General features: G+C 34.3%; 11 protein-coding genes. All 11 read left to right on the forward strand.

Going from position 1 to position 14771, the window contains the following annotated elements; translation table 11 throughout:
* The first annotated feature begins 65 nt into the window (after nt 1–65).
* The 11 genes from HYQ40_00630 to mutS all read left to right on the forward strand — a co-directional run bounded on the left by HYQ40_00630 (nt 66) and on the right by mutS (nt 14756).
* Nucleotides 66–998, forward strand: coding sequence for a BMP family ABC transporter substrate-binding protein (locus HYQ40_00630; GenBank protein ID MBZ6526260.1), 933 nt, complete (start codon nt 66–68; stop codon nt 996–998).
* Between the two features lie 269 nt (nt 999–1267).
* The gene (locus tag HYQ40_00635; GenBank protein ID MBZ6526261.1) at nt 1268–2827 is read left to right on the forward strand and encodes an ABC transporter ATP-binding protein; all 1560 of its coding nucleotides are present in this window, start codon (nt 1268–1270) and stop codon (nt 2825–2827) included.
* Nucleotides 2827–3912, forward strand: a complete 1086-nt coding sequence (locus HYQ40_00640) for an ABC transporter permease (GenBank protein MBZ6526262.1) — start codon at nt 2827–2829, stop codon at nt 3910–3912. Before HYQ40_00635 ends, HYQ40_00640 begins: the two co-directional genes overlap by 1 nt.
* A complete protein-coding gene (locus tag HYQ40_00645; GenBank protein ID MBZ6526263.1) occupies nt 3912–4865 on the forward strand; it encodes an ABC transporter permease in 954 nt (317 codons plus the stop codon). Before HYQ40_00640 ends, HYQ40_00645 begins: the two co-directional genes overlap by 1 nt.
* Before the next feature lie 179 nt (nt 4866–5044).
* Complete coding sequence (locus tag HYQ40_00650) at nt 5045–6061, forward strand: helix-turn-helix domain-containing protein (protein MBZ6526264.1); 1017 nt, start codon at nt 5045–5047, stop codon at nt 6059–6061.
* A gap of 8 nt (nt 6062–6069) precedes the next feature.
* The gene (pgsA, locus tag HYQ40_00655) at nt 6070–6651 is read left to right on the forward strand and encodes a CDP-diacylglycerol--glycerol-3-phosphate 3-phosphatidyltransferase (GenBank protein MBZ6526265.1); all 582 of its coding nucleotides are present in this window, start codon (nt 6070–6072) and stop codon (nt 6649–6651) included.
* A gap of 150 nt (nt 6652–6801) precedes the next feature.
* A complete protein-coding gene (locus HYQ40_00660; GenBank protein ID MBZ6526266.1) occupies nt 6802–8058 on the forward strand; it encodes a competence/damage-inducible protein A in 1257 nt (418 codons plus the stop codon).
* 79 nt (nt 8059–8137) lie between these two features.
* Entirely contained in the window at nt 8138–9238 is a 1101-nt protein-coding gene (gene recA / locus HYQ40_00665; GenBank protein MBZ6526267.1) for a recombinase RecA, read from the forward strand.
* Between the two features lie 397 nt (nt 9239–9635).
* A complete protein-coding gene (rny, locus tag HYQ40_00670; protein ID MBZ6526268.1) occupies nt 9636–11195 on the forward strand; it encodes a ribonuclease Y in 1560 nt (519 codons plus the stop codon).
* Between the two features lie 188 nt (nt 11196–11383).
* Entirely contained in the window at nt 11384–12166 is a 783-nt protein-coding gene (locus HYQ40_00675; protein MBZ6526269.1) for a TIGR00282 family metallophosphoesterase, read from the forward strand.
* 10 nt (nt 12167–12176) lie between these two features.
* Nucleotides 12177–14756 carry a DNA mismatch repair protein MutS gene (mutS, locus tag HYQ40_00680; protein MBZ6526270.1) on the forward strand — a complete coding sequence of 860 codons (2580 nt, stop codon included), beginning with the start codon at nt 12177–12179 and terminating at the stop codon, nt 14754–14756.
* The last annotated feature ends 15 nt before the right edge of the window (nt 14757–14771 follow it).

Consider the following 14771-nt stretch of genomic DNA (forward strand, 5'->3'; position numbering starts at 1 on the left):
CTTTATTTGCTGGAGGATTAGTTAATCCAGTATTCGCCAACGCACAAGAAGATTTCAGTGCAATCATGATTACTGACCAAGGTGGGGTGGATGATAAGTCATTTAACCAGTCAGCTTGGGATGGATTACAAGCTTGGGGAGAAGAAAACGGCTTAGAAAGAGGAACAGATGGATTTGATTATCTTGAATCTAATTCTGATTCTGATTACATAACAAACTTAAATACAGCTGTTCAAAGTGGTTTTGATTTAATTTATGGAGTAGGGTTCAAATTAGAAGCAGCAATCAGTGATGTTTCTCAACAATACCCAGAACAACAATTTGCAATTATAGATGCTGTAGTAGATCAACCAAATGTTGCTTCAATTAACTTTAAAGATAATGAGGCTTCATTTTTAGCTGGTGTGGCTGCAGCTTCAACGACAGAAACAGATAAAATCGGATTTATGGGCGGAGTCGAGGGGATTGTACTTGACCGTTTTGAGGCTGGCTTTGTAGCTGGTGCGAAAGCAGTAAATCCAGATATCGAAATAACAATTGAATATGTTGGTAGTTTTTCTGATGCACCTCGTGGTCGTCAACTAGCAGCTGCTATGTATGCGTCAGGCACAGATATTATTTTTCAAGCAGCTGGAGACTCAGGTAATGGAGTATTCTCAGAGGCTAAAGATTTAGTTTCTGCAGATTCAGCACGCAATATTTGGGTAATTGGTGCTGATATGGACCAAGACGCTGAAGGTATTATTGAAGTTGACGGCGAGGAACGTGGCTTAACTTTAACTTCTACATTGAAACAAATTGGTGATTCAATCCAATTGTTTACTAATGAAGCTAAAGCAGGCAACTTCGAAGCTGGCGTACAAGTATTTGGGTTAGCAGATGGAGGAGTTGACTTATCTGAAGGGAATCTTTCAGAAGAAGTTTTAACAACAGTAAATGATTACCGTCAACAAATTATTGATGGTGAGATCGAAGTTCCAGAAACTCCTGAAAACTAATTCTATTATTAAAAGGGCGCCTCATGAAGGTGCCCTTTTTTTATATATATGGAAAAATGATTATTTTAATGACAAAATAAGTTTTATAAAGAATATGAATATACTGAAATATTATTAATTAAGATAACATTGTAAGTAATATAATTAAGTGAAATTTGATATATATTACTTTAATATGATTTTAGCTATGATTTTTTAGTATATTTGTCTATAATTATATATATGAAAACCGATTGCAAAATTATAAGTATAGAATGTGAGGAGCAATTATGACAGATACAAACGTGCCTGTAATTGAAATGCGTAGTATATCAAAGAAATTTGGAGAGTTCTATGCGAATAAAAATATCAATTTACAGTTAAAAAAAGGTGAGATTCATGCCTTGTTAGGTGAGAATGGAGCAGGTAAATCTACTTTAATGAATATTCTCTCTGGATTATTAGAGCCTACATCAGGAGATATTTATATGGGTGGGGAAGTTGTTCAGATAGATTCTCCAACTAAAGCGAACCTTTTAGGAATTGGTATGGTTCACCAGCATTTTATGTTAATTGATGCTTTTACAGTTGTAGAAAATATTATCTTAGGTGAAGAACCGGTTTCAGGTATGACACTTGATAAAAAAACAGCTCAGAATAAAATTGAGGAGATTTCTCAACAATATGGTTTGCGTGTTGATCCATCTGCGCGGATTTCATCAATTAGTGTTGGTATGCAACAACGTGTTGAGATACTTAAAGTATTATACCGAGGAGCTGATATACTCATATTTGATGAGCCAACAGCATCTTTAACTCCGCAAGAAATCACTGATTTAATGGTGACTTTACGTAAACTTGCAGACGAAGGTAAATCTATTATTATCATCACACATAAGTTAGATGAGATTAAGCAGGTTGCAGACCGTTGTACGGTTATTCGTCGCGGACAATCAATCGACACTGTCGATGTTTCAACAACGACGTCGAATGAGTTAGCCGATATGATGGTAGGTCGTTCAGTTTCATTTACAACAGAAAAAACAGAAGCAAATCCGACAGATAGCATATTAGAAATTAAGTCATTAAATGTTCGTGATGAACGTGGTATTTCAGCAGTCGAAAACCTATCACTAAATGTTCGTAAAGGTGAAATTGTGGGTATTGCTGGTATTGATGGGAATGGTCAATCAGAGTTAATTCTAGCTATTACTGGTTTAATGCCTGTAGAATCAGGTCAAGTTCTTTATGAGGGCAACGACATTACAAACAAATCACCCAGAGATATCAACGAAAGTGGAATAGCACATATACCAGAAGATCGTCACAAATATGGTTTAGTCTTAGATATGCGATTAGAAAGTAATATGGTATTAAAAAATTATTATCATAAACCTTATTCAAGTAATGGGTTATTGAGTTTTAGTAAAATTGAACAACAAGCAAGAAAATTAATTGAGGCTTATGATGTTAGAACAACTTCAGAAAAAGCCTTTGCAAGATCACTATCTGGTGGTAATCAACAAAAAGCAATCATTGCCAGAGAAATAGATAGTAATCCTAAATTCTTAATTGCTGCTAACCCAACACGTGGATTAGATGTTGGTGCGATTGAATTTATACACAAGGAAATAATCAATGAACGAGACAAAGGTAAAGGTGTTTTATTAATGAGTTTCGAACTTGATGAAATTTTAAATATTACTGATAGAGTGCTTGTTATGTTTGATGGGAAAATCGTAGCCAATATTCCAACACATGAGACGAATGAGCAAGAGTTAGGACTGATGATGGCAGGGACACCATTTGAAGAAATTGAAAAAGCTCGTCAGGAAGGAAGTGTTGTGTAATGAAGTCAAATTTTAAACAATTAATGGTCCCATTATTATCTGTAGTAATTGGATTGATTTTTGGAGCAATTATTATGTTAGTTTTTGGTTACAATCCTGTAGAGGGTTATAAAGCATTAATTACAGGTTCGTTAGGTAATCCTTTTAATATTGGTCAAACAATTCGTGCAGCGACACCCTTAATTTTTACTGGTCTTGGTTTTGCTGTTGCGTATACTGCTGGTTTTTTCAATATAGGACTGGCTGGGCAAGCGCTATGGGGTTGGTTAATCTCAGTGTGGATTGGAATCTCATTACCTGACGCTCCTTCATGGATAGTATTACCACTTGCTATTATTGGTGGAGCAGTTGCTGGTGCATTATGGGCTGGTATCGCTGGTGTATTAAAAGCTTTCTTTGATACGAGTGAAGTTATCGTAACAATCATGTTAAACTATGTAGCAATTTATATTTCGGATCATATTGTTCGAAATGTTATTACAGACCGAGCTGACGCAACGCCTTTTGTAGGACAAAATGCATCGTTACGTATGCAATGGTTAACAGATTTAACAAACGGATCAACAATTCATGGTGGAATATTTTTAGCATTAATCTTTGCTGTTCTTGTATATATTCTTCTTCAAAGAACAACAGTTGGTTTTGAGTTAAAATCCGTTGGATTTAACAAACATGCAGCAAACTATGCTGGAATGAATGCAAAGCGTAATATTATACTAGCTATGCTTTTATCTGGAGGTTTAGCTGGATTAGGTGGCGTTATGAATGGTTTAGGCGAATTTAGAAATGTATTCTTAACAAATGGTGTAGCCCCTGCAATTGGTTTTGATGGCTTAGCTGTTGCTTTACTAGGAGCATTGAATCCAATTGGAATTATATTTGCTAGTCTGTTATTTGGTGGTTTAAAAACCGGAGGAACAATTATGCCTCTAATGGCAGGTGTTCCATCTGAGATAGTTGAGATTGCGACGGCGGCAATTATCTTCTTCGTAGGTGCTAATTATATTATTACTTATTTTATAGATCGTCGTGAAAAATCTAAACTAAGTAATTCAGATGTGATTGTACAAGGAGGAGATGACTAATGGTTAATTTACTAGCTTTAATTGTATCATCTACATTAGTATATTCAGCCCCATTAATATTTACAGCCATCGGTGGAGTGTTTTCCGAACGTAGTGGTATTGTAAATGTTGGGTTAGAAGGTATTATGGTTATGGGTGCCTTCAGTTCGATAGTATTTAATTTATTTTTTGCCGAGTCATTCGGTTCATGGACACCATGGATAGGCTTGTTAGTTGGGGCAGTTGCAGGAGCCCTAATTGCAACTATCCATGCTTCAGCAACAGTGCATTTAAGAGCTGACCATATCATATCAGGTACGGTAGTGAACTTAGCTGCACCTGCTTTAGCGGTATTCCTTACACGTGTATTATTTGAACAAAGAGGTCAAACGGATATTATTCGTCAATCATTTGGATACTTTAATTTTCCAATATTAAGTGATATACCAGTGATTGGACGTATATTCTTCCAATCAACTTCTTTACCTGCCTATGTAGGGATATTAATCGCATTCATTTGCTGGTTTGTACTTGCTAGAACTCGCTTTGGTTTAAGAATTCGTTCAGTCGGGGAAAACCCACAAGCAGCTGATACAATGGGAATTAATGTTTATGCAATGAAGTATGCAGGTGTGTTACTTTCAGGTGTATTCGGTGGTATTGGGGGAGCTGTGTTAGCTCAATCGATTTCACTAAACTTCTCAGTGTCAACAATTGCTGGTCAAGGATTTATGGCTATGGCAGCAATGATTTTCGGGAAATGGAATCCAGTTGGAGCTATGCTAGCAGCAATATTCTTTGGGTTTGCTCAGAGTTTATCTGTAGTTGGATCTCAGATACCATTTATAGAGTCAATCGACCCAGTTTATTTACAAATTGCACCGTACATTATCACAATAATTGTACTAGTTAGTTTTGTAGGTAAGTCATCTGGTCCGGCTGCAAATGGTAAGACATATATTAAATCTAAATAGAACTCATTTAAAACGACCTACTTAATTGTAGTGTCGTTTTTTTGTTGCAAAAGAGTAGAAATATTTCTAATTAATATTATTATAAACAGTTTAAAATACTTTAGAATACAGATTACTATCCCAAAAATATATGTTATAATATGTGAGTATAGATTTAGATACAAAGAGGAGTCTGTTTTATGAGCGAATTGGGAACTAAATTGCGTGATGCGCGTGTTGAGAAAGGCTACACACTGAACACGTTACAACAAATGACAAAAATACAAAAAAAATATTTACAAGCTATTGAACTAGGTAACTATGATGAAATGCCAGGTAGCTTTTATGTACGTGCTTTTATAAAGCAATATGCCGATATGGTTGGTTTAGATGGGGACCAACTATTAATGGAATACGAGGATGAACTTACTTCGAATTCAGAGAATGAAGATATAACTGAGGACAACGATAGTCAAAAACTACCTAGTCGAACAGAGCGTTATGTATCTAACGAAAAAAATTCATTCGATACTGTTGTGTCTTATTTACCTATAATACTATTAGTAGCCATTGTTATAGGAATTATGGTTGCTTTAGTTGTTGCGATAAATAACATCGGTCAAGAAAATCAACCAACTGAATCAGCCGTAAGTGAAACATCTACCAGTATAGTAAGTGTAGTAGAGCCTGATTCAATGAATCAAGATGAGTCGGTAGAATCAGAAAGTATTGTTGAAGAGCCTACGCTGGACGAAAATGATTTAATGGTAGGAGATCAAGTATTAACATTGACTTCTGAACCTGGTGAAGCAACAACATATCAATTAAATGCACCATTTTCAGAGTATAGTTTTGAAATTGAAGGTAATAGTTTTGTTTGGGTAGGTGTTTTTGAAGACGGGGTTATTGTTCAAGATACAACGATAGTTGAAGGTGAAACATTAGAACATACAGTCACTGCGGGCACTCAAGAGGTTCGCGTTTCGTTCGGATATCCTGAAGGAGCTAACTTATCTGTAAATGGTACTTTAATAGAACCTCAAGGACAATATTTAACTGAAACAATTATATTTACAGCAGCTGAAGGAATTGAAGAAGAGACTGAAAATGAAACAATTGAATTAGATATACCTGAAGAAGATACGGAAACTAACGAAGAAGATTTCCAAGGACCAGCTGTATTAGATCCAGCCAATAACACGGATGGAGCTGAATAAAAATGCAAATGAATATAGCTAACAAACTTACTGTTGCAAGAATGATTTTAATACCAGTTTTTATTATTCTATTGTATGTTCCTAATCAGTATGGAACGATTGATTTATTAGGAGCAAGTGTTCCGGTCTTTCAATTTTTAGCCGGAATAGTATTTACTATAGCTAGTATTACTGATTATTTGGATGGATATTTAGCTAGAAAACATAACTTAGTTACAGCATTTGGAGAATTTTTTGATCCAATGGCGGATAAATTATTAGTTATTGCGGCTTTAATTATGCTAGTTCAATCAAATGCTGTACCAGCTTGGGTTGTTGTGATTATAGTTAGTCGTGAACTTTTGGTCACAGGACTTAGAGTACTTTTAGCTACTTACAGCGGAAAAGTTATGGCTGCTGCATTACCAGGGAAAATTAAAACTTTCACTCAAATGTTTGCGATAATTTTTTATCTATTTAATGACATTGGATTCGCATTAATCAATATTCCAATTTCTACGATACTAATTTATGTCTGTTTAATATTTACAGTATATTCTGGAGCAGAGTATTTTTACAAAGGTCGACATGTATTTTTAGATGCTCAATAACTTTAGTCATATAATATTTAATTAAAATTACTGCATATTATTTTTAGAACAATTTACTTCATGATAATCTTATCTGGAGTAAATTGTTTTATTTTGAAATAAATTAATGGAAACAGGGATTTTTCTTGTATATATATAGGGGGAGTTTTTTTGAAGGCTGAAATCATAGCAGTAGGTACAGAATTATTAATGGGGTATATTATAAATACAAATGCGAGTGACATAGCACAAGGATTATTAGATATTGGAATAGGAACTTATTACCAATCTGTTGTTGGTGATAATAAAGAAAGAATTAAGGAATCGTTGGAGATAGCATCTTCGAGATCAGATTTAATTGTCTTATCAGGGGGGTTAGGTCCGACTGATGATGATATAACGAAATTTGTACTTGCAGATTATTTAGGTGAAGAATTATTTCATGATAGTAACCAATTGGAGATGATTGAAAGTTACTTCAAGAATCAGAATCGTGAAATAACAGAGAATAATTACCGACAAGCCTTAACGATAAGTGGAGGTAAAACACTTAATAATAACGTTGGACTTTCAGCAGGTGTGATATATACAAAAAAAGTTGATAATAAAGACAAATATTATATTGTTTTACCAGGGCCACCATTTGAAATGCAACATATGTTGGACGAACAAGTCAAGCCATTCATCAAAAATGCAGTATCTGATCAAGGAGTCATCACTTCGAAATATATAAATTTATACGGTGTAGGTGAGTCCTTTGTGGCGGATACATTAGACGATTTGGTTAAAACTCAAACAAATCCAACAATTGCGATTTATGCAAAGCCAAAGAGGGTAACAGTTCGATTAACATCGAATTCAAAAAATTATGAACAATCGCTGGAATCTTTAGATAGTGTGTCTGAAGTGATTCGAAAACGATTTAGTAATAATTTTATCGGTTTTGGTTCAAATCAAACACTTGAGAAATATATCATCGATGAATTAACGAAACAAAAGAAAACTTTATCAGCCGCAGAAAGTTTGACTGGAGGATTAGTTTTAGAAAAACTAACTAATACACCAGGAGCAGGAGAAGTTATTAAAGGTGGTTTTGTTACTTATCAAACGAATCAGAAAGAAAAGATATTAGGTATTTCGAAAGAGTTGATAGAGAAGTACTCAGTAGTTAGTGCTGAAGTAGCAATATCAATGGCTGAAAAGACTTTGACTTTAACTGAAAGTGATATAGCGATTTCACTAACTGGTGTAGCTGGACCGTCTTCGTTAGAAGGGCATCCACCTGGAGAAGTCTTTATTGCTTTAGCAACAAATAATCATCCAACTAAAGTAACTCAGCTGAATATATCAAACAAGCCAAGACATATTGTTCGAGAAGTAGCAGAGTTTGAAGTGCTAAATTTAGTAAGAGAATTTTTAAATAAATAGAACATATGTTCGTTTTATACTTGCAAATCTGTTAAAGTAAAGATACAATATAAAAGTAAATGAAATGGAGGCACAAGTTATGGTAGATAAAGATAGAAGAAAAGCGTTGGACTTAGCGTTAAAAGGAATTGAAAAAAACTTTGGTAAAGGTGCAATTATGCGTCTAGGAGATCGCACTGATACGCAAATTTCGACGATACCAACAGGTTCACTACAGTTAGATATTGCACTAGGTGTAGGTGGATACCCGAGAGGGCGTATAATTGAATGTTACGGTCCAGAATCATCTGGTAAAACAACAGTTGCTTTACATGCAATTGCAGAAGTTCAAAAAAATGGTGGATTAGCAGCCTTTATAGACGCAGAGCATGCATTAGATCCTGCTTACGCAGCTAATTTAGGTGTAGATGTAGAAGAATTACTTCTTTCTCAACCTGATACAGGTGAGCAAGCATTAGAAATAGCTGATGCATTAGTATCATCTGGAGCCATCGATATCGTGGTTATTGACTCTGTTGCAGCGTTAGTTCCTAGAGCCGAAATCGAAGGTGAGATGGGAGACACTCATATTGGTCTTCAAGCTCGACTGATGTCTCAAGCGTTGAGAAAATTATCAGGATCAATTAGTAAAACAAAAACAATAGCATTTTTCATTAACCAAATACGTGAAAAAGTTGGAGTAATGTTCGGAAATCCAGAGACGACACCGGGTGGACGTGCACTTAAGTTTTACTCAACAATCCGTTTGGAAGTAAGACGTGCTGAATCTATTAAAGATAGTGGAAACTTTGTCGGTAATAGAACTCGAATCAAAGTTGTTAAAAACAAAGTAGCCCCACCATTTAAAGAAGCTATGGTAGATATTATCTTTGGAAAAGGGATTTCCAAAATCGGAGAAATTGTTGATATAGCAGCTGATTTAGAAATTATTAATAAAGCTGGGTCTTGGTATTCATATGGTGAAGAACGAATTGGACAAGGACGAGAGAATGCTAAAACATTTTTAGAAGAGAACCCTGACATACTTGAAGTTGTAGAAGGTAAAGTTAGAGAACATTACTTTACTCCAGTTGAAGTTAAAGAAGCCAAAGCTAAAGAAGAAGAGGCTAAAGCTAAACTAGAAGCTAAAGGGAAAAAAACAGAAAAAACAACTGAATTACCTTTAGATGAAAAAGTGTAATATAAATTAATTTAGTTTAATAAAGAGTACCAAAAAAGTTATCATTAATAACTTTTTTGGTACTCCTTTTTTGTTAAAAAAGATACTAGAAAATTTAAACTGAGTATATGTAAAGATTAGAAAAATAAATAACAATTGATTTTAGAAAAAAGCCCAATGAAATAGTAAGCGTTTTACTTTAGATGTTATCAAATCAAACTTGAATATTAGGTTAAATACGATTTGTCTATTATTATTAGAAATTAATTTAAAAATATCTATATTTTATAATTGTGATTGATTGACTAATTGACAAAATAATCATATGATAGTAAGTGTGGTTGCACACTATTTATTTTACTTAATTTTAACACTAAAATGAATACTTTAAAATTACATAGATCAGGAGGTGACTCATATGGACTTTATGTCAATCGCCTTCGCGATCGTTGCTTTAATAGTTGGAATTATAATTGGCTTTTTAATCAAAAATATGTCTGATAACAAACGTATTGATGGTGCGAAAGCAAACGCAGAAGTCATTGTAGATGACGCAATTAAACAAGCCCAAAATCTCAAACGAGAAGCGCTGTTCGAAGCGAAGGAAGAAAATCTGAAGTACCGTAATGAGATTGAGACGGAGTTAAAAGAGCGTCGCAATGAAGTCAGTAGATCTGAAAATCGTTTAATTCAAAAAGAAGAGAATTTAGATTCAAAAAGCAATAATTTAGATAAAAGAGAACTGAATATTGAATCTAAAGAAGATAATTTGAGCAAACGGTTACAAAGTGTTACTGATAAAGAAGCGAGAATTAATGAAATAATTCAACAACAAAAAGATGAATTAGAACGTGTCGCTGCATTATCACGTGATGACGCAAGAGAGTTAATTATTGATGAAACAAAAGATGGGTTAACTCAAGACATAGCAATAATGGTTCGAGATGCAGAGCAACAAGCTAAGGACGAAGCAGATCGTAATGCAAAAAATATTATTCTACAAGCTATTCAAAGAACATCGACTGATATTGTCACGGATAATTCAGTTAGTTTGGTTCAGTTACCTAATGACGACATGAAAGGTCGTATTATTGGTCGAGAAGGTAGAAATATTCGAACATTCGAAAGCTTAACTGGTATAGATTTAATTATTGATGATACACCAGATACAGTCGTATTAAGTGGATTTGATCCAATTCGACGCCAAATTGCAAAAATAGCTTTAGAAAAATTAATCCAAGATGGACGGATTCATCCTGCTCGTATTGAAGAGATGGTTGAAAGAGCTAGAAAAGAAGTCGATGAAAAAATTAGAGAAGTTGGTGAAGAAGCTACCTTTGAACTTGGTATCCATTCCCTACATCCAGATTTAATTAAAGTCATTGGACGACTAGCTTATAGAACTAGTTATGGACAAAATGTATTAAAACATTCAATAGAAGTAGCTAAGTTAACTGGCTATATGGCGAGCGAACTAGGTGAAGATGTTGTAGTAGCAAAACGAGCTGGTTTACTACATGATTTAGGTAAAGCATTGGATAATGAAATAGAAGGTACGCACGTTGAGATTGGTACAGAAATTGCAAAACGATATAAAGAATCAGATATTGTTATAAATGCAATTGCTTCCCATCATGGGGATACTCAGCCAACATCAATGATATCGGTTCTGGTTGCATTAGCAGATGCATTTTCTGCGGCCCGACCAGGAGCTAGAAGTGAATCTCTAGAGAATTACATTCGTCGACTTGAACAGTTGGAAGAAATTTCAACAAGCTTTGATGGTGTATCACATGCATACGCAATTCAAGCAGGTCGAGAAGTTAGAGTAGCTGTTAGACCAGATAAAATCAATGATGCACAAGCGGCTAAAGTGGCTCATGACATTCGAAAACGAGTTGAGTCAGAGATGAATTATCCAGGAAATATTAAAGTAACGGTAATTCGCGAAACAAGATCTGTCGAATATGCCAAATAATTGAGTTAAAACTACGAGCTTAAACGCTCGTAGTTTATTTTTTTGGTATTAAAGTATTTTGTTTGAAATATTAAGTACTAAATGAGTAGCTAGCAAAAAAGGTTCAAATCAGTGATAACATGTTGGCTTTATTTTGCTTGGAAATATTGATATGATAATAGGTAAGATTAATTGGAAAGAGGACTTTCATGAAAATATTATTTATAGGTGACATTGTTGGAGTAAGCGGTCAAAATGCAATAAAGAAATATTTAACACAACTTAAACAAGAGCACAAACCACAAGTAACTATCGCAAATGGAGAAAATATTGCGGATGGACATGGAATTACAGAATCTTTATATAAATGGTTAATGTCATCTGGTGTTGATGCAATTACCCTTGGAAATCATGCATTTGATAATCGAAATATTTATGAATTTATATCAGATGCAAAGTGTTTAGTACGTCCAGTAAATATGCCGGATGGAACTCCGGGTAAAGGAGTTCATTATGTTCGAGTTAATGATACTGAATTAGCCATAATTAATGTTATTGGGAATGTTTTTATGAAACCTTCACTAGATGCGTTTAATTACTTAAAGCCCATTATAGATGAAGTTAAAAAAAGAACAAATCATATTTTCATTGACTTTCACGGGGAAACAACGAGTGAAAAGCAAGCTATGGGCTTTTGGCTAGATGGTCAAATCTCTGCAATTGTTGGGACACATACACATGTACAAACTAATGATGGTAGAGTGCTTCCTCAAGGTACGGCATATATATCGGATGTGGGTATGACAGGTGCTTTAAATAGTGTGATTGGTTTCCGAAAAGAAGATTCATTAAAACGGTTTATGACTCAATTACCAACACGATTAGAGCAAGAAATTTCTAACGAAGCAATTATAAGTGCCGTAGTCATCGAAACGAATCCATCAACAGGATTAGCAAAATCAATCAAAACAATATATCAGCAAATTAGATAGGAAGATGTGGATGGCAAAGAAAACAAAGCAAACGCCAATGATGGAACAATATTTAAAGATAAAAGAAAGTTATCCAGATGCATTCTTATTTTATCGTTTAGGTGATTTTTATGAATTATTTCATGAGGACGCAATCCAGGCATCAAAAATATTAGAAATCACTTTAACATCAAGAAATAAAAATGCTGATAACCCTATACCAATGTGTGGCGTACCATATCACTCATCGACGGAGTATATTAAACGTTTAATAGAAGCGGGTTATAAAGTGGCCGTCTGTGAGCAAATGGAAGATCCTAAACAAGTTACTGGTATGGTTAAAAGGGAAGTAGTGCGTGTTGTGACACCAGGAACAATATTGGAAGATGATGCAATTCCTAATAAAGAAAATAATTATTTAGCTTGTATCCACATTAGTACCACTGGTTACTATCTGACATATATTGATATTTCAACTGGTGAATTATATTTAACGAAAACAATGATATGGAATCAATTAGTGAATGAAGTAAAAAGTATTAATCCATCAGAAGTCATTGTGGATGCAAAAATAGAACTTGAATTGTTAGATAAATTAAAACAGCAATTAGGCAGTTTCTTTACTTTGTACCAAGTCGATACGGAAATAGAAAATTCATGGAAGATATCAAATCCTTCTTCAGATGAACTTATAATTTTGAATATGCTTTATGGATATTTAGAAAGTATTTACATAACAAATTTAGAACATATTAAAGAAGTTGAACGTTATGAGTTAAGTTCATATATGCAAATGAACTATTATGCAAAATCACAATTAGAATTGACTCGGTCATTGCGTTCTCAGAAGAAAAAAGGATCTTTACTTGATTTAATAGACAAGACTAAAACAGCTATGGGTGGACGTAAGTTGCACCAATGGCTTGATAAACCATTACTTGATATGGATGAATTAGAAGAAAGACATCAAAAAGTAGAATACTTAATGGGGTTTTATTTTGAACGTGTCGATTTAATGGAAAACTTAGGACGAATTTACGACTTAGAACGACTAGTCACAAAAATAAGTTTGGGTAATGCAACAGCGCGAGATTTAAATCAACTACGTAATTCTTTACAAGGAATACCTCGAATTAATCAGACGTTAGAGGTAATTAATTCACATTTATTACATGAAGTGGATTATACACCATTTACTTTGTTAAATGAATTTAGCTCACTCTTGGAATATGTTGATTCTGTATTAATAGAAGATCCGCCAATCTCGATAACTGAAGGTAATATTATTAAAGATAACGTGAATCAACGGTTAGATGAATATCGGGATGCGTTAGAAAACGGCCAAAAATGGCTATCAGAGCTCCAAAAGAGAGAACGCGAGGAAACGGGTCTGAAAACCTTGAAAGTTGGTTATAATAAGGTTTTTGGTTATTATATTGAGATTAGCAGGCTCCAAGCAGCGAACTTTAATGATGATCGTTATATTCGTAAACAAACACTTACAAATGCTGAAAGATATATTACAGAAGAGCTTAAAGAGATTGAAGCAACTATTTTAGGAGCACAGGAGAAATCAACCTCACTTGAGTATGATTTATTTATTGATTTAAGAGAGTACGTTGCGAAGTATGTCAGTGGTTTACAAGAATTAGCTCATGAAGTAGCTACGCTGGATGTGTTAGTAAACTTTGCTAATATCAGTGAATCAGAGGATTATGTACGGGCAGAATTAACGCATGAGACTAAGAGAATTGAATTAGTAGATTCACGTCATCCAGTAGTGGAAAGCTTAATTGGAAAAGCAAATTTTGTTCCCAATTCATTGTTCTCAGACGAAGATAGTTCATTGCTTTTACTTACGGGACCAAACATGTCAGGTAAAAGTACATTTATGCGACAAGTCGCATTTTCTATTATTTTGAATCAAATTGGTTGTTTTGTCCCAGCTAAAAAGGCTAAGTTACCAATTATCGATAAAATATTTACTCGTATAGGGAGTTCAGATGATACAACAAGTGGTCAAAGTACTTTTATGGTTGAAATGATGGAGACAAATGTAGCTCTAGAAGAAGCCACTGAGAATAGTTTATTACTATTTGACGAAATTGGACGTGGAACGGCAACTTTCGATGGAATGGCATTAGCCGAAGCGATTATTAAATATATTGCTAAAAATGTTAAAGCTATGACTATTTTCTCTACTCATTACCACGAATTAACTGAATTAGATAAGACAATTAATGAAGTGAAAAACATTCATGTAGGTGCACAAGAGCATGAAGGGAATTTAATCTTTTTACATAAAGTCATTGATGGACCCGCAGATAAAAGTTATGGAATACATGTGGCTAAACTGGCAGGATTACCCCAAAGTGTCTTAGAAGAGAGTCAAGAAATTTTAATTGAACTTGAATCTAATGCTAAAAACCTACGCGAATCAGGAGCTGTGCAATTAGACTTATTTACAAATCATGAAAAAGATTTAATCAAGGAATCAATACCTGAAAACATTCAATCAATAGTGGATGATATCCACTCCCTTAATATCAATCAGATGACACCAATAGAAGCATTGCAAAAAATCTATGAGTGGCATCAACAAATAAAGTAATTTTTTGGAGGTGTA

The sequence above is a fragment of the Aerococcaceae bacterium DSM 111021 genome, from assembly GCA_020112395.1.
GTDB lineage: Bacteria > Bacillota > Bacilli > Lactobacillales > Aerococcaceae > Ruoffia.

Coding starts and splice junctions, on each gene's coding strand:
- HYQ40_00630 (MBZ6526260.1), top strand. CDS start 66: ATGATTACTGACCAAGGTGGGGTGGATGATAAGTCATTTAACCAGTCA.
- HYQ40_00635 (MBZ6526261.1), top strand. CDS start 1,268: ATGACAGATACAAACGTGCCTGTAATTGAAATGCGTAGTATATCAAAG.
- HYQ40_00640 (MBZ6526262.1), top strand. CDS start 2,827: ATGAAGTCAAATTTTAAACAATTAATGGTCCCATTATTATCTGTAGTA.
- HYQ40_00645 (MBZ6526263.1), top strand. CDS start 3,912: ATGGTTAATTTACTAGCTTTAATTGTATCATCTACATTAGTATATTCA.
- HYQ40_00650 (MBZ6526264.1), top strand. CDS start 5,045: ATGAGCGAATTGGGAACTAAATTGCGTGATGCGCGTGTTGAGAAAGGC.
- pgsA (MBZ6526265.1), top strand. CDS start 6,070: ATGAATATAGCTAACAAACTTACTGTTGCAAGAATGATTTTAATACCA.
- recA (MBZ6526267.1), top strand. CDS start 8,138: ATGGTAGATAAAGATAGAAGAAAAGCGTTGGACTTAGCGTTAAAAGGA.
- rny (MBZ6526268.1), top strand. CDS start 9,636: ATGGACTTTATGTCAATCGCCTTCGCGATCGTTGCTTTAATAGTTGGA.
- HYQ40_00675 (MBZ6526269.1), top strand. CDS start 11,384: ATGAAAATATTATTTATAGGTGACATTGTTGGAGTAAGCGGTCAAAAT.
- mutS (MBZ6526270.1), top strand. CDS start 12,177: ATGGCAAAGAAAACAAAGCAAACGCCAATGATGGAACAATATTTAAAG.